Raw genomic sequence first — 21,157 nt, 5'->3', positions numbered from 1 at the left:
TCAATGTTAAATTTCCTTAACATTGGTTGAAGTATTTAACCTATATAATCAGAAAATATGAACGGCAAAGATCTGTTTTCATTGGAAAACAAGGTGATTGTAATTACCGGAGCCACCGGTGTGTTAGGCGAGTCATTTGCACTGGCTGTTGCTGCTGCAGGTGCGAAGGTTGCCATTTTAGGCAGGAACGAGGAGAAAGCTAATGAACGCGTCAAAGCAATCACGATAAATGGTGGTGAGGCCATAGCCGTCATCACAGATGTGCTGGATGAAAAAGCATTGATTTTAGCAAGAACACAAATTTTAAACGCATGGGGAACTATTGATGGTTTAGTTAATGCTGCTGGAGGTAACATTCCGGGGGCAACTATTGGTCCAGATCAGAACATATTTGACACTAATATTGCAGATACTCAGAAAGCTGTAGAACTTAACCTTTTTGGTACAGTATTACCTACACATGTATTTGGTCGGGTAATCGCAGAAAAGGGGAAAGGATCAATTGTGAATATCTCTTCGCTGGCTGCACAACGCCCTTTAACCAGAGTTTTGGGTTATACCTTAGGAAAAAATGCGATTGAAGGCTATACGAAATGGATGGCAATAGAGCTGGCACAACGTTATGGCGATCGGGTTAGAGTTAATGCACTTGCGCCTGGTGTGTTTTTGACGGAGCAAAATCGTTCATTGCTTACCCATCCAGATGGGTCTTATACAGATCGTGCACAACGTTTTGTAAATCATACCCCTTTTGGTAGATTAGGGAAACCCGAAGAATTGAATGGAACATTAATTTATTTATTGAGCGACGCTTCGGCTTTTGTAAATGGAGAAACAATATTGGTAGATGGTGGATTTAATGCCTATAGTGGTGTATAAAAATGGATAAAAAGAATCATAAATTATTACAGACATGGCGCTGGTATGGGCCATCAGATCCGGTGAGTTTATCGGATGTGAAACAAGCAGGTGCAACAGGAATTGTTACGGCTTTACACCATATTCCCCATGGGGAAGTATGGCCGGTTGCGGATATTTTAGAACGAAAATCAATCATTGAGGCCTCTGGATTACACTGGGCAGTTGTAGAGAGTGTACCTGTTCATGAGTCGATAAAAACCAGGCGTAAAGATGCAGATGTATACCTGGATAATTACAATCAAAGTTTGAAAAATCTAGCTTCTTGTGGGATTAAAACGGTATGTTATAATTTTATGCCGGTATTGGATTGGACGCGTACACAATTGGACTTGACGATGAATGATGGTTCTAAAGCGTTATATTTCAACTGGACAGATTTGGCCATTTTTGATCTTTTTATTTTGAAAAGGGAGGCAGCTTCTGAGGATTATTCTGAAGCGATCAGGGAAAGAGCCAGGTTGAGACATTCGGAGATGAGTGCTGCCGAACTCGATTTATTGAGAATCAATGTTTTGATGGGCATTCCTAATGAGAAGGAAATTGAGCTGGAAGCTTTACGCAATAGTATCGATGAGTATAAAGAAATTGGAACTGCTGGTTTAAAAGAAAATCTGACTTGGTTCCTGAATGGAATTGCTGAAGTATGTGAGTCGGAAGGAATCAAAATGACGATCCATCCTGATGATCCACCGTATCCGATTTTGGGTCTTCCCCGCATAGCGAGTACGAAAGAAGATTTATTATATATTATTAATAGTGTAAATCTGGATTTTAATGGCATTTGTTTTTGTACAGGTTCATTGGGTGCAGGTTTAAATAATAACCTGCCTGAGATCTTTGAAGCAGTAAAATCAAGGGTTCATTTTTTACACCTTAGAAATGTAACAAAGGATGAAGAAGGTAATTTTTATGAAGCAGACCACCTGGGAGGTGATGTAAATATGTATGAGGTAATGAAAGCAATTGTAGCAGAAAATATTTCCAGAGCATTTCCAATACCTTTTCGCCCGGATCATGGTCACCAGATGCTGGACGACCTTGCCAAACATACAAATCCGGGTTATTCCGCAATTGGCCGTTTACGTGGCCTGGCAGAACTACGCGGATTGGAATTAGGAATTAGTGGGAATTACTAGTGCTTTGAGTAGAAGCTCTAAACATGATTTGTGTATCCATTCTTATGGTTTCAAAATCTACTTCCCGGTGTTTTTTTTCAATTAATGAAATTAACTTTTCAGCAGCAAGCTTTCCGATCTCAAAAGCTGGTTGATGTATGGTACTCAAAGGAGGGTTCATCGCATCAGCCAGTTCTGTATTTGTGAAACCAATCAAGGCCAGATCCTGTGGGATTTTGTAACCAAGCTTATTTAATAAAGAAAGACAGCGCGTTGTAATCTGATCTGTAGCGGTAAAAATCGCATCTGGAGGTTCTGGTAAAGTCATATAATACCGAATTGCTTCTTCTAGATCATCATTTAATTTGTAGGTGTCCGTATAATCACAAGAGCGGAGATAGGTAGGGTTGAAGGTGATGTTTTGATCTGAAAGCGCTTGTTTATAGCCGTTTAATCGGTCTGTAGAGATGCTTAGTTTGGTGTTAGTGTTCAGGTGAGCAATTCGCCTAAAGCCATTGTTGATCAGGTGCATAGTGGCATCATAAGCACCTTTAAAGTTATCTGCACCTACTTTATGAGTATTAATTTGATCTGTAAGCCGGTCAAATAAAACCATTGGCAGACCAGATTCCTGTAAATTTTTAAGATAACTGAAGTCGGTAGTTTCACAAGCAGGGGAGATGAGCAAGCCGTCTATGCCTCCTGAATACAGCAGGTCGATACAGGCAATCTCTTGTTTTTGCGATTCCTTACTTTGCATAATGATGATCTGGTAGGATTTTTCAGTACTGATTTTATCAATACCATCTAACATCTGCGCCACAAAATTATTGTCCAATGAACACACTACCACACCAATTGAACGGCTTCTGCCTTGTTTTAAGCCTTTAGCCATACGATTTGGCACATAATGATGTGCTGTCGCATAAGCAATCACCTTCTTTTTTGTCTCTTCGCCAATTTCATAGCTATCATTTAGTGCTTTGGAAATTGTAGAAGTAGATAGGTTGAGAGCTTTTGCAATATCCTTCAATGTGATACTGTTGTTCATACCAGTTTATATTTGGGGACTAAAATGCAATTATTAGAGGAGATAAGGGAATCTTTTTTTATTAATCGACCTCAAAATGATGCTCGATCAAAGGATTTGTGATGTTTTTTTGTTTTCAGCTGATCTTTGATATCTTTAAGAAAGAAATATCTAATTCCTATCCAATGAAAATAACGCTCGGTTTAATTACAGTTGTTCTGTTTTTGGGATCCATGAAAAATGATGATTTGAAAACTGAAGTTTTGAAAAGTAATCTCCAGCCTCAGAAAAAGGTGGTCATTGGTTATGTAGGTGGTTTCAGAGGACTAGTGAATACAGATCGAATCTCCCCAGAAAAACTAACCCATATTAATTATGCTTTTGTGGATGTTCAGAGAAATCGCGCTTTCCTGACCAATGAACGAACAGATACAGTAAATTTCAGGAAACTCTTGCTGTTAAAAAAGAAGAACCCTGCACTTCAGGTTCTGATTTCAATTGGAGGTTGGGCATGGAGTAAAAATTTTTCTGATGCCATGCTAACAGATACTTCGAGGGCTGCTTTCGCGACAAGTGCAGTAAATATTATAAGAAAATATAAGCTGGATGGGGTTGATATTGATTGGGAATATCCAGGACAACCAGGAGAGGTTGGCAATATCTATCGTCCAGAAGATGGACGCAACTTCACTTTAATGTTTGAAGCACTCCGAAAAGAATTGGATGTTTTAGAAAAGAAAACTGCTCAAAAGAAATTACTGACTACTGCTGTTGGTGGTTTTTCAGACTTCTTGCTGCATACAGAAATGAATAAGGCAGCAGAATATCTCGATTATATAAACTTGATGACTTATGATTATTATTCTGGCAAAATAGCAGGGCACCATACTAATTTGTATTCTTCTAAGCTTTATCCATCGGCAAACTCTGCAGATAATGCAATTAGAGCTTATGTAAAAGCAGGTGTACCTATTTCGAAATTAGTGATGGGTATCGCATTTTATGGTAGAAATAGCAAAGTAGGACCGGGAACGTCAACAGGGTTAGGAGCAAATTACATTAAAGGTGAATTTGGAAGTGGCTATACACAGATAAAAGATAGTTTAGTAAACAGAAAGGGATTTAGGGAATTTAAAGATGAGGCTGCAAAGGCGTCCTACCTGTACAATGCAGCTACTCAAACTTTAATTACCTATGATGATGAGTGGTCGGTCAGGGAAAAATGCAGATATGTAATAGACCAGAATATGGGAGGTGTTATGTTTTGGGAATATGCCTCAGATCCAAAGGAATACCTGTTAAATGAAGTGATAAAGTCTTTAAAATAAAGCGACATCAAAAGGCTCTTTATTTCATTTGATAATCAACCGGGCCTGTAATTTATCAAATTATTAATAGTAAATTATATCTTTGGGAAATTATATAATTAATTATGGTTACAGGGAATATGTTAAGGAGAAATGCAAGGTGCTTTTTATTAATACTAGTTTTATGTGTTTTTTCCTCCTGTTTTCAGATCATAGAAGAGATTAATGTAGCCAGTGATGGTTCAGGCACTGTTAATTTAACCCTTAATTTAAGCGCGAGTAAAACTAAGGTGGCCTCTTTAATGCTGTTAGACAGTGTAAATGGCTATAAAGTTCCCAGTAAGCAGCAGATTCAGAAAGAGATGGAGGAAGCTGTAGCTTATCTGAAAAACTCTCCGGGGATTACTAATGTCAAGAAAACTATCGATTTTGAGAATTATATTGCTACGGTAACCTTTGCTTTCAAAAACATCTCGAATATCAATAATGTTAACCAAAACGTGCTGAAGAAGCTAAAAATCAAAGCTATTAACAATTCTTCTTATAGCTTTAGTCCGGAGACCGGGGTTTTTCAACGCAGGTACCTGCCTACAAAGGAAGCATTGGTAGAATATAATAAATTGAAACCAGAGGTTAAAAACGTCTTCAAAGAAGCCACTTATACCAGTATTTACCGTTTTGATAAACCAGTTGCTCTAACAATGAATCCCTTAGCTAAAATCTCAAAAACGAAGAAAGCAGTGATGCTAAACGCAGGGATAATGGGTTTGATTAATGGAAAAACTAATATTTCTAATCAAATTACACTCACAAAGTAAATACTTTTAAATCTACTATCTATTTAAAACACCTATACAAAAACATGAATTATTATTTTAAATCCGCAATTGCCGGATCTTTTTTATTGAGCACACTTGCAGTAAATGCCCAGAACCTTTCTCGTAAAATTCCGGCAGATGCATTAGCTGTTGCGACTATTAAGGGTAGCAATTTAACACAGTTGATGTCTGTAACTGAATTTAATCAAAGTTTTTTTGGAAAAAAGCTGCTGGGAGAATTAATTAAAGAGCAGCAAGCTGATTTTCAGGGAATAGAAGATTTCGGTTTTAATCTATCATCTGATTTCTATTATTACAACCAAAGCAACGATAGTGTAAGTTATAATTGTTTCTTATTCCCTGTTAAAGATGCATCCAAAATTGACCTTTTCTTTTCAAAACGAGGTAAGAAGTTTACACTTAAAGACCAGGTAAGGTCTTACTTTAATATAGATTCTACAGAGATGGTTCATTGGAATGGCGAGATGTTATTGTCTGTAATTCCAACTGAAAAAACAGCTTATTTTAACCGTCCTGAAGTTAGAGAGCGATTTGGTTTATCAAAAATTGATCAGATTAGTTTATCCCCAGTTGCTGCTACTGACTCTACAGTAGTCATGGAGGCTGCATCCGCAACCGAAGTGGTAGCGGAACAGGAAGAGATCGTAATTCCAGAACCCGTTAAGAAAAAACATTTAATTCCTACTAAGAATCGACCAAAAAAGTCAAAGCTTAAAGGTAAAAAAGCAGTTGCAAAAAAATATAAGAAGAAGCCTGCAGCAAAGAAGGTTATAGCAGCACAAGAAGAAACAGTTGAAATGGACACGGCCATCGATATGATTGCTATTGATTCTGCTTATACTGAAAATGATGAGCTAGGGGATAATTCTTTCTTTTATGATATTAAATTGAAAAAAGGAGTACTGGCTAAATGGACAGCAAAAATGAGCGATGATTTTTTTGCAGGTCAGGGTCAGGGTCAGGGTCAGGGTTCAATTTTAAGCAATGCGGATTTCACTAAAAGCGTAGACCACAATGCAGAAGCGACCATCTGGATCTCTGGAGTAGAAAAGCTGAGTAATGCTTATCTACCTTTAGATTATTTTAAAGGAGTTAACTTTATGGGTGGATATGGTACAGCCAATGCTAAATTATTCCTGGAAGATCAGTCGATTAAGATGAGTTCTGCAATGACATTTAGCGATGATATGGGCAGCGTTTTGAGAAAAGTACATCAAAGAAAGTTGAACAAGAAATTTCTTAAATATGTAAATGAAGATCAAATGATCGGTTACATGGCGTATGCGATGGATACTAAAGCATATCTGCAAGAATATCCTAAATTGATTTCTAAAATTTACGGTTCTGTATACGCAGATGAAATTGGAATGGCTACCGACTTGTTTTCTTTGTTATTGGATGAAGAAGCAATAGCGAAAGTGATTAAAGGGGATGGAATCTTCATTTTTAATGGTTTGTCTCAAAAAGAAGTTTCCTATAAATCGTATGATTATAATGAAGACAATTTTGAGACTACAGAAGTGATGAAGACAAAGAAAGAAACTTTACCAGATTTTCTGATGATGATTTCTACAGAAGATACACGTTTGATAGACAAACTGATCGCTTATGGCGTAAAAAAAGAAGTGGTAAAAAATAACAATAGCTATTATGAGATCTCTATCCCTAAAAGCCCTATGGCATTGTATTTTACTATTAAAGATGGGGTGATATTTTTGAGCACGAACGGAAAGGAAATGCAGCAGATTGTAAACAATACTTTCCAGGCAAAACTAAATGCCAAACATAAAAAAGCATTGATGGGCAATAATTATGCTGCATATTTCAGTCCTAAAAAGCTAGCAGGTAAAATACCAGCAGAAGAACTTGGTAAATTGGCAAAAGTGGAGAAAACCAATAAAACACTAAACGCAATGGGTGATATTTATATTAGATCTTTTCCTATGAAGGCGAATACGTTTTCTGCTGAAATTAGTATGGATCTTCCTACTGGTCATAAAAATGCTTTGGAATACTTATTATCTATTACTGAGGATCTTCAAAAATAGTCCTATACGAATGAAATTAACATTAAAAATAGCAGCAGCAATAATTCTATTGCTGCTGTTTTCTGTTTACGGGTATTTGCAATTTCGGGAATCTCAATCTTATCAGCAGCAAGTGGCCAAAAATGCCAGTGTGGTTTATAAATTAAATGTGGATGGTTTATTGAAAACTATGGCTGCTGATTTTGCTGGAAATCCAGGGTACTATTTGAAATATAATAAAAAAGGGAAGCGCAGGCCCGACTTTTCTTTACCGGCTAATATATTTGCTTATTCGCTGAAAACAATGTCGCCAACGACACTTTTTTCAAGCGTAGCTTTGTCTGATACGATTGGATTATACGCTTATTTAAAACAGGTTTTGAAGGTTAAAGATTTTACTGTTATCGCCTCAAAAGATATAATGAGTGGTTCAAATGTGACAGGTAGGACTATTGGTACTTCCCCAGATCAAAAGCTAACCGTTGCTTATGATGCAAAAGTACTGGCCATCGCTTATTCTTTCAAAAAAGAAGTAGTCATAGAAGAGCTAAACGACCTTCTTGATCATAAAAACAGAATAAACGCTACAGCTCCGCTAATGCTTGCTTTGAAAAAAGCAAAAGGGCATTTGAGTTGGACAGCCATAGGATATAGTGGCCAGGTTAATTTTAAAGATGGAGAAGCTGAAATGGAAGGAAGCTTTCCAACGGAATATTTAGACATTCCCGATCATCCTAGAGTATCTGTTGAATTTGCCAATGATGCTTTAATAAAGATCTGGTTAAATGTGGGGGTTAAAACGTCAAAACTGCCTAAATTGACTGTTTTTAAACCTGATGTAAAACTCAAGGCACTGGAAATGTTAAATATACTTTCTTTAAATGGAACCCGGCTATCATCAGATAGTTTGTTAAAATCATACCTAGGTTTCGCCGCTTTTGAAATGGGCTCAGGCATTACACAAACCGATTCAGTGATTGCTTATGAATATAATGATGATTTTGAAAAAATAGCTAAGCTTCAATTGCGAAAAGTAACAGTACCCTATTTAAAATTAAGTCTTGCAGCCAAGACTGGAGATTTGCTGCGTTATCTCAGTACTAAACAGGTAATCACTAATCCGCATAAAATAATCGGGGAGAGCGAGGATAATGAAAATAGATTAAATAAAGAGCTATTTCCTTTATATCAGGTGTTTAGTAGCCATAAAAATAACGTATGGCAGTTGAGTACGCAAGAAAACGACCCTATAAAATTCCTGTCTTTACCGAGTTCAAATTTCTTTTCTGCATCATTGGATTTGAATCGCATCAAAACACAGCAATTATTCCCATTACTAAATAACTGGCTTAAGCCCTTTACTCATCTGGAAATTGCGGCAGCCAAGTTAGACAGTGGGTGTGCTAAATTAACTGGAACGTTGAAATTTCAAGAACAAGATATCAATGCTTTTTTCCAAATGTTGCGCTAAGTCATTTCATATAATTTGAACAGCGGTTTGCAGACTGAAAAAAATCAACTCTTAATTGATGTTAAAACTAGTTTTTTAGTATTTGACAAATTAATGATGCGATTATCAAGACAACTATCTACATTTGTTTAACAGTGTTAAATTATTTACACTATTATATTTTCTAAAAACATGGGCAGTAAAGAACGCATACAACGATTAAAAGAGGACACAAGACTCAATATATTGGATGCTGCACTCGAAATCGTGAAAGAAGATGGTTGGCAGTCGCTCAGTATGAGAAAGATTGCTGATAAAATTGAATATACCGCACCCATTATTTATGAGTATTTTGCTAATAAAGAGGGGATCTTACTGGAATTAACCAGAAAAGGATATGTGATTCTTTTACAGGAATTGAAAGCAGCAAACAATCAGCATGAATTGCCACAAGACCAATTAGAAGGAATGTGGATGGCTTATTGGGATTTTGCCTTTAAATACAAAGAGCTGTACCAATTGATGTATGGTGTAGACATGAGTTGCTGTGAAGTGATGAAAGCGTTTCCTGAAGCAGAAGCGACGACAAATATTATCTGTGATACCATAAAGGAGCTCATGGTTGCTGATCCTATAGATGATGATTTGGTTTGTAGGAAGTATTTCACTTTTTGGTCTGTAGTACATGGCTTAATTTCTATCAATTTCGTTCGTAAGGGGACGGATAATACCACAAATCAACACATCCTAAGAGATGCGCTCAAAGGAATTATAAAATATGTTAACGATTAAAATCTCGGTTTAGAACTTAGTCATTAAATTACGAAAACACAGAAATGTTTTTCTTTCAACACGATATAGATATAAATGATAATTTGTGATTAGGAAAAATTAATGTTTACTATAAAAGAGTAGTAAATACCACATTAGCAAAATAAAAAACATATAAAACAAAATCGATGTTGCGCCATTCGGGTTTAATTTAATCCGTTTTTTTATCTGAAGTTACTTAACGCTGTTAAATCACTTATGCCTGTTATTTGGCCAAAAAAATAGGCTTGAATGGGAGAATTGAACCCTATTTTTCATCACTTAACACTGTTAAATAACTTATAATCATTAATTACCATTTAATCAAATAAATATGAAGCATTTACCAAATAGCCAAAATTACTTAACACTGTTAAATTACTTACGTCTGTTATTCAGAATCTAAATTAAATCCATCATGAAATATAACCCTCCATCCATTAACAACTCGGCAATCAGTAATTCGTTGCCAATTAATAAACATTTTAACCACACTATGAAATCTATACTTTTACTCTCAACAGCAGTATTTTTATTCGGATGTGCTGCTGAACCTGCCACAGAAATTGCAGCTCCTGCACCATCATTACCAGTGATTTCTATTAGTCAATCTGCGGAAACGACTTACTCTGAATATCCTGCATCATTACAAGGTGCGGTAGATCTAGAAATTCGTCCTCAAGTTGGAGGTGCACTAGAACAGATTTATGTAAATGAAGGCGCACTGGTTCATGCCGGACAACCTTTATTTAAAATTAATGCACTTCCTTTCTTAGAACAGTTAAACAATGCCAAAGCAAATCAGCGTGCCGCAGAAGCAGCAGTACTAAATGCACAGCTGGAAGTCGATAAGCTAATTCCTTTGGTACAAAATAAAGTAGTCTCTGATTTTCAGTTGAAAACAGCTAAGACGGCTCATCAAATTGCGCTGGCTAATGTGGCACAAGCAAAAGCCAGTGTGGGAACAGCTCAGATTAATATGGGATATACGCTGATTAAAGCCCCTGTGAGTGGTTACATTGGACGTTTACCAAAAAAACAGGGCAGCTTAGTTTCGCCAACAGACCCTTTGCCTTTGACAAATCTGTCTGATGTGCATGAAATACGGGTTTACTTTTCTCTAGGGGAGGCTGATTTTATAAACTTTAAAGCGAAGTACCCATCGGCTGCTGCTGCTGGAAACCTTAAAAACTTAGCTCCGGTATCTTTGATTTTATCGGATAACAGTGTATATGCACAACAAGGCAAAATTGATATGATCGACGGGCAGTTTGATAAAAACACCGGGTCTATTACACTTAGAGCAAGCTTTCCAAATTCCGCTGGACTATTGAGATCTGGGAATACAGGAAAAGTAAGGTTGAGCCTGGAGCATAATGATGCCATGCTGGTTCCACAATCTGCCACAGTAGAAGTACAGGACAAAGTATTTGTATACACAGTGGATCAGCATAATAAAGTAGCCAAACAGCCGATTAAAGTAATCGGCACCAGTGGCACAAATTACCTCATTATAGATGGATTAAAATCGGGCGATCGCATTGTTTCTAAAGGATTTGAAATTCTGAAAGATGGAGATGCCATTGTTCCGGAAGCATCCACTGAAAAAACACCAAAAATTGCCGCTAACTAATAACAGTCATGTTTAAGATATTCATACAAAGACCTGTCCTAGCCACAGTAATCTCTATTCTATTAGTGATTTTCGGGCTGCTTGGACTTTCGAAATTACCATTACAACAGTTCCCTGATATCGCACCACCTGCAGTTCAGGTAACTGCCCTATACCCTGGGGCAAATGCGGAAACCGTGTTGAGGGCTGTAGCACCATCACTGGAAGAGTCTATTAACGGGGTGGAAGGCATGAGTTACATGAGTTCTACCGCAAGTAATGATGGCTCATTAGTGATCACAGTTTACTTTAAATTGGGAACAGATCCTGATCAAGCGGCTGTAAATGTACAGAACAGGGTAGCACAAGCCACTAGCCAGCTGCCTGCAGAAGTAGTTCAGGCAGGTGTTTCAACTGCAAAACAACAGAATAGTTTGATTATGGTGCTCGATATGTATACGGATAATGAAACCGAATACGATCAGACTTTCCTGGCTAATTACGCGCAGATCAACCTGATTCCAGAGATCAAAAGGATTCCTGGTGTAGGTTCTGCCAGTATTTTCGGTGGAAACAAAGATTATTCGATGCGTATCTGGCTGAATCCTTCGCAAATGGCGAGTTACAATCTGATGCCTAATGAAGTGATGGCTGCCATCCAGAATAAAAACGTAGAAGCTGCTCCAGGAAAATTTGGAGAAAGCAGCAAAAATGCATTTGAATACGTTATTAAGTATAAAGGGAAGCTGAATCAGCCAAAAGATTATGAGAACATGGTGATCCGTTCAAATGCGGATGGTTCGATTTTGAGGCTGAAAGACGTAGCAAGGGTTGAATTCGGCGCTTATACTTATGGAAGTTTAACACGTATCAATGGTAAACCTGGAATTGATGTTGGTATTTTACAATTGGCAGGGTCCAATGCCAATGAAATTCAGATCAAGATTCAGGATTTCATGAAAAAAGCGGAGAAGGATTTTCCAAAAGGAGTAAAATATGATGTATTGTATAGTACGAAAGTATCTTTAGACCAATCCATTGATCAGGTAAAGCATACTTTGATCGAAGCTTTCATATTGGTGTTTATTGTGGTATTTATCTTTCTTCAGGATTTCCGTTCGACGTTGATTCCTGCTATTGCGGTTCCGGTCGCGATTATTGGAACATTTTTCTTCATGCAGTTATTTGGTTTCTCGATCAATTTACTGACTCTATTTGCATTAGTCCTGGCAATTGGTATTGTTGTGGATGATGCTATTGTAGTAGTGGAAGCAGTTCATGCCAAGATGGAGCAACAGCATTTGCCCCCAAAAGAAGCAACTGCCTCAGCGATGCAAGAAATTACAGGGGCTATCATTTCAATTACTTTGGTGATGTCGGCCGTATTTTTACCGGTAGGTTTCATGGAAGGTTCTACAGGGGTCTTTTATAGACAGTTTGCTTTTACACTTGCCATTGCCATTGTCATTTCAGCAGTAAACGCCCTGACTTTAAGTCCAGCATTGTGTGCCTTATTTTTGAAAGATAATCATTCAAACAAAATAGAAGGAACTAGGAGAACATTTTCAGAGCGTTTCTTTTTGGGGTTCAATACAGGTTTTAATAGCTTGACTAGTAAGTATATTGGTAGTCTTAGGTTCCTGATTCGCTTTAAGTGGATTGGTTTAGTTGGACTTTTGTTGATCACGCTTTCCACAGTATGGATGGTAAAGAAAACACCAACAGGATTTATTCCTTCGGAAGATCAGGGATTTATTGCCATAGCTTTATCAATGCCAGCAGGTGCTTCTCTAGAACGTACTACAGAAGCACTTAAATCTGCAGAGAAAATCTTAATGCCATTAGAATCTAACCGTTTGCTGAATGTACTTTCTGGTTTCAACATTATGACGCAAAGTACCAGTCCTTCTGCAGGTGTAGCCTTCGTATTGTTAAAACCAACAGAAGAACGTGGGAAATTGAAAAACATCAATGATATTATGAATGATATCAGAACCAAGTTAGCCAGTGTGAAAGGTGCCAGCTTCTTTGTCTTTACTTTTCCAACGGTTCCTGGTTTCAGTAACGTAGACGGATTAGACTTGGTATTACAGGATAAAACCGGTGGTAAACTGGATAAATTCAGCGGAATAGGCTATAACTTTATCGGCGAGTTGATGAAACGTAAGGAAATTGCAGTAGCCTTTACCACCTTTAAAGCTGATTATCCTCAATTAGAATTGAAGATTGATGAGGAGAAAGCAGAACAATTAGGCATTAATGTAAAGGATATCCTGCAAACGATGCAGGCTTATTTTGGTAGTACGCAGGCCTCAGATTTCAATCGTTTTGGTAAATATTACCGGGTAATGGTACAGGCAGATATTGCAGATCGAGCGGATGCTTCAGCAATGGATGCAGTATATGTTAAAAATAAGCAAGGGGAGATGGTGCCGATTAATACCGTGGCCACCTTATCCAGGGTATATGGTGCTGAAACAGCATCGCGATATAATTTGTTTAATTCAATCGGTGTAAATGCCATTGCTAAACCAGGTTATAGTTCTGGTGATGCAATTAAAGCAGTGGAAGAAGTGGCAAAAAAACACCTTCCTTCAGGCTATTCATTTGAGTTCTCAGGATTAACAAAAGAAGAAATTTCTTCGGGTGGACAGTCGACTGTCATCTTTATGCTATGTCTCATCTTTGTTTACTTCTTATTAGCTGCTCAATATGAGAGTTATATCCTGCCTTTAGCAGTAGTACTTTCTATACCAGCAGGCGTATTCGGTGTATTTGTAGCTATCGGTCTTACTGGAATTGAAAACAACATTTACGTTCAGGTGGCACTGGTCATGTTGATTGGTTTGCTGGCGAAGAATGCGATTCTGATTGTAGAATACGCTGTGCAACGTAGAAAAGCTGGAAAAACCTTGGTTTCTGCGGCATTAGAAGCAGCTAAGTTACGTTTACGTCCGATCATTATGACTTCATTGGCCTTTATCGTAGGATTAATTCCGATGATGAGTGCGACGGGTCCATCTGCAATGGGTAATCATTCGATCAGTATCGGCGCTGCCGGAGGAATGGTATCTGGGGTAGTATTAGGCTTATTCATCATTCCGGTATTATTTGTCATCTTCCAGTACTTACAGGAAAAAGTAAGTGGAAAACCTCCATTGGCAGAAGAAATAAAGAATGGTGTAAGTATTAAACCAGACGCAACAATCATTTATTCTTAAGCTATTCTTACCATCAACAGCTTAACGCTTCAATTGAAGCGTTAAGCTGTAAAAGATAAATCAAAATGAAAACACCAATATATAAACTAACAGCACTGATGCTCCTGGTATTTCTCGGAGGCTGTAAAGTTTCAAAAGACATCGTTTTACCTACTGCAAGCATTCCTGAATCTTTTAGGAATACCCATGTAGGTGCTGAAAATAGCATTGCTGAACTATCTGTAAAACAGTTTTTTACAGATGTTATCTTAGGTAAACTTCTTGATACCGCTTTGTTGAGAAATTACGATTTGCAAATTGCCATGAAAAATATGGATGCTGCTCAATTGTTGTTTAAACAATCGAAATTGGGGAATTTACCACAATTAAATTTAAACATCACTGCGAATAGTAGCAGACCCTCAGACAATAGTTTAAACGGTCTTAGTGCAGGTCAGTTTTTGAACACCAGGCACATCGAAGATTACAATGCAAACCTGGGACTTAGCTGGGAAGCAGATATCTGGGGAAAGATCGGAAGTCAGAAAAAAGCAGCATTGGCTACTTATTTACAAAGTGCCGAGGCAAGGAAGGCAGTTCAAATGCGTCTGATTGCGAATGTGGCCCAAGGATACTATAGGTTATTGATGCTGGATACGCAGATGTCTGTAGCCAAAAGGAATTTAGCCCTAAATGACAGTACGCTAACGATGATAAAAATGCAGTTTGATGCCGGACAAGTAAGCTCTTTGGCCATTCAGCAAGCAGAAGCACAGCAATTAGTCGCCGCGCAATTGATTCCTGCTTTGCAGCAGGATATTAGTATTCAGGAAAATGCATTGAGTATTTTAGCTGGACAGCTTCCTGCGGCAGTTATTCGCCAGGGAAGTTTGGATCAAGTTGTTTTTCCAGCGCAATTGTCGGCCGGAATACCCTCCGCTTTATTGGCACAAAGGCCGGATGTACGATCTGCCGAGCTTGCTTTGGATCTGGCCAATGCACAGGTAGGTATAGCCAAAGCAAGTATGTACCCTAGCTTGAACATTACGGCAACAGCCGGATTAAATGCTTTTAAAGCTAGTAATTGGTTCAATGTGCCTGCTTCATTATTCGGAATAGTTGCTGGCGGAGTAACTCAGCCACTATTTCAACGGAAGCAGTTGAAGACTCAGTTTGAAGTGGCAAAGATAGAAAGGGAAAAAGCCGTATTACAATTCCGACAATCGGTATTAAATGCAGTAGGAGAAGTTTCTGATGAACTTTCGAATATCGAAAAGCTTAAACAACAGCATGCGATTGCCCAACGTAGGGTAAACACGCTAAAAGATGCAGTTAAAAATGCAGGTTTGCTATTTAATAATGGAATGGCAACTTACTTGGAGGTCATTACTGCTCAAAGCAATGCTTTGCAAAGTGAGTTGGCGCTGGCCAGCATAAAAACAGCCGAACTACATGCTACAGTGGCACTTTACCGTGCAGTCGGTGGTGGGTTTTAAGCAATGAAATTGATGAGTATGTAATTTTTATAGCCTCTCATGATAAAATTAATGTTTTAATTATTTAACATTGGCCCTTATTCTGATCTTTTATAAAGGCTATGTTTTCTAACAGACCCGCAGGGTTTACCGAACAGGAATTGTTGGAGGAAGTTGCAGGGGGCAACGAATCCGCGTTTAAACTGCTATATGAAAAGTATGCAGGAAAGGTGTATACCATGGGCATGAAATATCTTAAATCCCCTTTTTTGGCCCAGGATGCTGTCCAGGAGGTTTTTGTGAAGGTTTGGAAAAACCGAAAGCAACTGACTAGCCTGAACAGCTTTCCTGCATGGCTAACCATTATTACCAGAAATCAATTGATCAACGACCTTCAGCGTCAGATCCCGATGGATTCTCTTGAGACCCTTCATCCAGATATGTTGGACTATCAGCGGGCCAGCGCTGGTCATGACGTTGATTTTCGTGAACTGGAGAAAGTCATTAAAATTGGTATTGATCACTTTTCTCCCCGCCAGCAGCAAATTTATAAATTGAGCAGGGAAGAAGGCTTGAGCCATAAACAAATTGCTGCTCAGCTCAATATCTCTTACGATATGGTGAGAGAACACATGAGCAATGCCCTCAAAAATCTCCGTAAATTTCTTGAAAATCACTATACCCATTTACTACTTCTGTGGCTGTTTTCAAGATATAATTAAAAAAAATAAAGAGTACCCCCCACAACATTTCATTTACACTGTCTATATTATTGTAATGACACCAGAAACATTTAAATCACTTTTAAGAGGTTATCGTTTGGGCACTTTAAGTCCAGAAGAGCAGCAGCAGCTACAGGCTTTGTTGCATGATCCAGCCTATCGTGAACAACTGGAAAATCTATTTACGGAAGATTTGTCTGCTCCAGATTTTCCAGTTACTACTGGAAAAGAAACGCTGGATATGGTTTTTGAGCAGGTTAAATTACAAACTGAGGAAATTAAGGTCATCTCTTTCCGGCCAATGCGCTGGGCAGCAGCAGCTGTAGTGGTACTGGCCCTTGGAATAGGCGGTTATTACCTGAGTTCAATGCCCGGATCACTGCAAGGCAATGCCATGAGCAGCGCTACCAAAAAGGGAGAAAATATTCTTCCTGGTGGAAATAAAGCGGTGCTCACCTTATCTGACGGTTCAAGAATTTCACTCGATGATATGGCCAATGGCGAGATAGCTAAAGAGTCAGGTGTGAAGATCACAAAAACTGCAGATGGCAGAATATTATACAGTGTGAGGAAAGGTTTATCTCACGTAAAGCCATCCTATAACACCATTTCTACCCCTAAAGGCGGACAATATCAGATAGCTCTGCCGGATGGAACCATTGTATGGTTGAATGCAGCCTCTTCTTTGAAGTATCCTTCTTCCTTTACTGAAAAAGATAGGTTGGTTACCCTAACTGGTGAAGCATATTTTGAAGTGGCTAAAGATAAAAAAAGACCTTTCCGTGTGAAAACAGTACAGCAGGAGGTGGAAGTTTTAGGTACACACTTTAATATCAACGCTTATGATGACGAGGAAGTGGTTAAAACGACCTTAATTGAAGGTAGCGTAAAGGTCAAATTGCCTTCTTCTAATCAATCAACAGTACTTAAACCTGGGGAACAATCTTCAGTTTTAAATGAGATTAAAGTAAATCAGGTGGATGCAAATTCTGCCATAGACTGGAAGCAAGGGTTGTTCTGGTTTAATGATGAAAGCATATACAGTATTATGCGTCAGTTTTCGAGATGGTATAATATAGATGTAGAATATAGGGGGAATGTAAGCAATATCCGTTTCGGCGGACAAGTTTCCCGGATGAAGAATTTATCACAAGTACTGCGCATTATGGAGCTTACTAAATCAATTCAATTTAAAGTGGAAGGTAATAAGATCATTGTAATGCCGTATGTGATGTCAATCACAAACCAGACAAAATAAACAATTAATGACAACAACAGAATTAACAACCGACCGCTGTTTATCTATCGACCTCGCTAGTAAGTTTAAGCATTTATGGCACTTAGTAGGCAATACGCCAATGCTAGAACTGCATTATCAATACAAAGGTAAGCCGGGTAAAATCTATGTGAAATGTGAACATTATAATCTGACTGGAAGTATCAAGGACAGGATGGCGCTAAATATTATGTATGAAGCGTATAATTCTTGTGCGATTAAACCAGGTGATACGATTATCGAGGCCACCAGTGGCAATACAGGAATTGCATTTGCAGCCATAGGCCGTGCTTTAGGTCATCCGGTAAAAATTATAATGCCGAACTGGTTGAGTCAAGAACGTATTGATATCATTAAGAGTATGGGGGCAGAGGTTGTTTTAGTAAGCAAAGAAGAAGGTGGGTTTCTTGGAAGCATTAAGATGTGCGAAGAACTAGCTAAAAGTGGTGATGTGTTCCTACCAAGACAGTTTGAAAACCGTTACAACGAAGAAGCACATGAGAAAACAACTGGAATGGAAATCTGGGAACAATTAAAATCGAGCGGATTAATGCCGGATGCTTTTGTTGCTGGAGTAGGAACAGGTGGTACCGTTATGGGTGTAGGTAAATGTCTGAAAGCAAAGCAACCTGCGATTAAAATTCATCCATTGGAGCCTGCCGAAAGTCCAACTTTAACTACCGGATACAAGGTTGGAAGCCATAGAATTCAGGGCATTTCTGATGAATTTATTCCAGAAATAGTTCGTTTAAATGAGTTAGATGAGGTGATCCAGGCAAATGATGGAGATTCTATTATTATGGCGCAAAAGCTGGCTAAAGAACTTGGACTTGCGGTTGGAATTTCTTCAGGAGCCAATGTGATTGGTGCAATCAAATTGAAAGAGAAGATGGGTGATAATGCTGTGGTGGTAACTTTACTTTGTGATAGTAACAAAAAATACCTGAGTACAGATCTGGTTAAAGAAGAACCAATTCAATCATCTTTTATATCGACAGCTGTTGAATTTACGGGATACCATCCAATCTGCCGCCTATAAATAACTTTAAGTTAAAAAAAATAACCAATGTATATCTATAAATATATAAGTTCGTACCACACATAAAAACAATAATATGAAAAATCTATTTTTATTTGCATCTGCCTTACTTTTCAGTATGACAGCGAGCAGTCAGATTCTAAAGCCCGTAAAATGGAGTTATGCCGCAAAAAAAACTTCTAAAACAGAAGCTATTTTATATATAAAGGCAACAATTGATGAAGGGTGGCACCTTTATTCTCAAAATATACCTGATGGTGGGCCGGTTAAGACCTCTTTTACTTTTACACCGGCAAATACTTATAAGCTAAGCGGAAAAACTATTGAACCAAAACCGATCGTTAAATTTGAGAAAGCCTTTGATATGAATGTTGGTTATTTTGAGAATTCAGCAATTTTTCAACAAAAAATCAAGTTAACAGGAGCAAATGCTACGGTTAAAGGAACCTTGGAATATATGGTTTGTGATGATTCACAATGTCTTCCTCCAGAAACTGTTCAGTTTTCGATTCCAGTAAAATAAGCTAAATATGATGATGAAATTTGATCAGACAAGCATTAAAACGCTTGTCTTGGGACTCTTATTGCTTTTTTGTTCGGTAACTGCAGCATTTTCACAGGAAATCGACAGTACAATGGAGGGCTTGGAATTTACTGAAATTAAAGCTGATACTACGGTAAAAGACAGTGTTACGGCAACAATTGTTGCGACAAGTAAAAACAACAATGCAGGAGCAACAGAAAAAATGGTTGTTCCTGAAAAAGAAGAACAAGGGCTGACTGGGATATTTATCGCTGGTTTTATTGGTGGATTAGCGGCTTTGCTAATGCCTTGTATTTTTCCTATGCTGCCTTTAACGGTTAGTTTTTTTACTAAGGGGAGTCAAACTAAAGGTAAAGCAGTAAGCCGTGCACTATTTTATGGCCTGTCTATCATCGTTATTTATGTGGTGCTGGGCTTGTTGGTAACGGTTATATTTGGTGCCGATGCCCTGAACAGTTTATCAACCAATGGTATCTTCAATTTCTTGTTTTTTATCCTACTATTGATCTTTGCAGTCTCCTTTTTAGGCGCATTTGAAATCACCCTGCCATCTTCATGGGTAAATAAAATGGATGCGAACTCTGATAAAGGTGGTTTGGCTGGCTTGTTCTTTATGGCCGGGACATTAGCACTGGTTTCTTTTTCATGTACAGGGCCAATTATCGGAACTTTATTGGTTCAGGCAGCTACAAGTGGTGCTTTACTAGGACCGGCGATTGGAATGTTTGGCTTCTCTTTCGCCTTGGCAATTCCTTTTGCCTTATTTGCTTTGTTTCCATCCTGGCTGAGCGCTTTACCTAAATCGGGTGGTTGGTTAAACAGTGTTAAAGTAGTGCTTGGCTTTTTGGAATTGGCTTTAGCCATGAAGTTCCTTAGCAACGTAGATCTGGCTTATCATTGGAACTGGTTTGATCGGGAGGTATTTCTGGTCCTGTGGATCGTCATCTTCGGATTAATGGGCTTATACCTTTTAGGGAAACTTAAATTTTCTCACGATAGCCCGGTTAATTTCATTTCTATTCCGCGGTTAATGATCGCTGTAATTGTACTTTCTTTTACTGTATACATGATACCTGGTTTATGGGGTGCACCATTAAAATCGATTTCTGCATTCTTACCTCCGCAAGCAAGCCAGGACTTTGATTTGTATACACCTACTTTAACTGGTGGTAATACTTCCGCAATGGTAAAACATGAGGAGGGGCCACATAAATATGCGGATATATTTCATGCACCATTAAACCTAAATGTTTTCTTTGATTATGATGAAGGAATGGCTTATGCTAAAAAGGTTAATAAGCCGGTCATGATTGATTTTACAGGACATGCCTGTGTGAATTGCCGTAAGATGGAAGCCAATGTATGGCCAGATAAAAATGTTTACAGTGTCTTAAACAATGACTTTGTGATTATTCAGCTTTATGTAGATGATAAAACCGAATTGGCACAAGATGAAAAATTTACCTCGGCATTTAGTGGTAAGGCCGTAAACACAATAGGAAATAAATGGAGTGACTTTCAGGCCGCAAAGTTCAATTCCAACTCACAGCCATATTATGTGCTTTTAGGACACGACGAAAAGTTACTGGTGCAACCTACAGGTGCAAATTATAATGCAGAGGAATACCTTAAATTCCTCAATAGTGGCTTAAGTATTTTCAATAAATAATTGAAAAATTAGGTTAATAGTTAATAGTCTGAATGATGGCCTGTGGATGCAGGTCATCATTTTAGTTAAGAAACATTCGATTCGGCTGGTAAAAAAACTGTTAATCTCCGTCTCCTATGGC

16 protein-coding genes are annotated in these 21,157 nt (G+C 38.2%); 15 read left to right on the top strand and 1 reads right to left on the bottom strand.

Annotated features, from left to right (window positions below):
• Positions 1–57 precede the first annotated feature (57 nt).
• On the top strand, positions 58–879 hold the full coding sequence (locus tag AQ505_RS14660; RefSeq protein WP_062548867.1) for an SDR family oxidoreductase: 822 nt from the start codon (positions 58–60) through the stop codon (positions 877–879).
• A 2-nt stretch (positions 880–881) separates the two neighbouring features.
• Positions 882–2,057 carry a mannonate dehydratase gene (uxuA, locus tag AQ505_RS14655; protein WP_062548866.1) on the top strand — a complete coding sequence of 392 codons (1,176 nt, stop codon included), beginning with the start codon at positions 882–884 and terminating at the stop codon, positions 2,055–2,057.
• Here the strand turns inward: uxuA and AQ505_RS14650 are convergent.
• A complete protein-coding gene (locus tag AQ505_RS14650) occupies positions 2,041–3,087 on the bottom strand; it encodes a LacI family DNA-binding transcriptional regulator (protein WP_062548865.1) in 1,047 nt (348 codons plus the stop codon). The genes uxuA and AQ505_RS14650 overlap by 17 nt on opposite strands.
• Before the next feature lie 164 nt (positions 3,088–3,251).
• Here AQ505_RS14650 and AQ505_RS14645 point away from each other — a divergent pair, with 164 nt between their 5' ends.
• From AQ505_RS14645 to AQ505_RS14585, 13 genes are all read left to right on the top strand, one after another.
• Entirely contained in the window at positions 3,252–4,394 is a 1,143-nt protein-coding gene (locus AQ505_RS14645) for a glycoside hydrolase family 18 protein (RefSeq protein WP_062551032.1), read from the top strand.
• Positions 4,395–4,498: 104 nt separating this feature from the next.
• Entirely contained in the window at positions 4,499–5,191 is a 693-nt protein-coding gene (locus AQ505_RS14640; protein WP_231634884.1) for a hypothetical protein, read from the top strand.
• 44 nt (positions 5,192–5,235) lie between these two features.
• A complete protein-coding gene (locus AQ505_RS14635) occupies positions 5,236–7,260 on the top strand; it encodes a hypothetical protein (protein ID WP_062548864.1) in 2,025 nt (674 codons plus the stop codon).
• Between the two features lie 112 nt (positions 7,261–7,372).
• Complete coding sequence (locus AQ505_RS14630) at positions 7,373–8,710, top strand: hypothetical protein (protein WP_157262377.1); 1,338 nt, start codon at positions 7,373–7,375, stop codon at positions 8,708–8,710.
• A 171-nt stretch (positions 8,711–8,881) separates the two neighbouring features.
• Complete coding sequence (locus tag AQ505_RS14625; protein ID WP_062548862.1) at positions 8,882–9,481, top strand: TetR/AcrR family transcriptional regulator; 600 nt, start codon at positions 8,882–8,884, stop codon at positions 9,479–9,481.
• 514 nt (positions 9,482–9,995) lie between these two features.
• The gene (locus AQ505_RS14620) at positions 9,996–11,132 is read left to right on the top strand and encodes an efflux RND transporter periplasmic adaptor subunit (protein WP_062548861.1); all 1,137 of its coding nucleotides are present in this window, start codon (positions 9,996–9,998) and stop codon (positions 11,130–11,132) included.
• 8 nt (positions 11,133–11,140) lie between these two features.
• Complete coding sequence (locus AQ505_RS14615; protein ID WP_062548860.1) at positions 11,141–14,332, top strand: efflux RND transporter permease subunit; 3,192 nt, start codon at positions 11,141–11,143, stop codon at positions 14,330–14,332.
• Positions 14,333–14,397: 65 nt separating this feature from the next.
• Positions 14,398–15,807, top strand: a complete 1,410-nt coding sequence (locus tag AQ505_RS14610; RefSeq protein WP_062548859.1) for a TolC family protein — start codon at positions 14,398–14,400, stop codon at positions 15,805–15,807.
• A gap of 101 nt (positions 15,808–15,908) precedes the next feature.
• Positions 15,909–16,508 carry an RNA polymerase sigma factor gene (locus AQ505_RS14605; protein ID WP_062548858.1) on the top strand — a complete coding sequence of 200 codons (600 nt, stop codon included), beginning with the start codon at positions 15,909–15,911 and terminating at the stop codon, positions 16,506–16,508.
• A 55-nt stretch (positions 16,509–16,563) separates the two neighbouring features.
• Entirely contained in the window at positions 16,564–17,766 is a 1,203-nt protein-coding gene (locus tag AQ505_RS14600; RefSeq protein ID WP_062548857.1) for a FecR family protein, read from the top strand.
• 7 nt (positions 17,767–17,773) lie between these two features.
• Entirely contained in the window at positions 17,774–18,823 is a 1,050-nt protein-coding gene (locus AQ505_RS14595; RefSeq protein ID WP_062548856.1) for a PLP-dependent cysteine synthase family protein, read from the top strand.
• A 76-nt stretch (positions 18,824–18,899) separates the two neighbouring features.
• A complete protein-coding gene (locus tag AQ505_RS14590) occupies positions 18,900–19,346 on the top strand; it encodes a protein-disulfide reductase DsbD N-terminal domain-containing protein (protein WP_062548855.1) in 447 nt (148 codons plus the stop codon).
• Between the two features lie 7 nt (positions 19,347–19,353).
• Entirely contained in the window at positions 19,354–21,036 is a 1,683-nt protein-coding gene (locus AQ505_RS14585; protein WP_157262375.1) for a protein-disulfide reductase DsbD family protein, read from the top strand.
• Positions 21,037–21,157: the final 121 nt, after the last annotated feature.

This window comes from Pedobacter sp. PACM 27299, assembly GCF_001412655.1.
Lineage (GTDB): Bacteria > Bacteroidota > Bacteroidia > Sphingobacteriales > Sphingobacteriaceae > Pedobacter.
The sequence above is the reverse complement of the archived record's forward strand: the minus strand, read 5'-3'. Positions and strand labels throughout refer to the sequence as shown.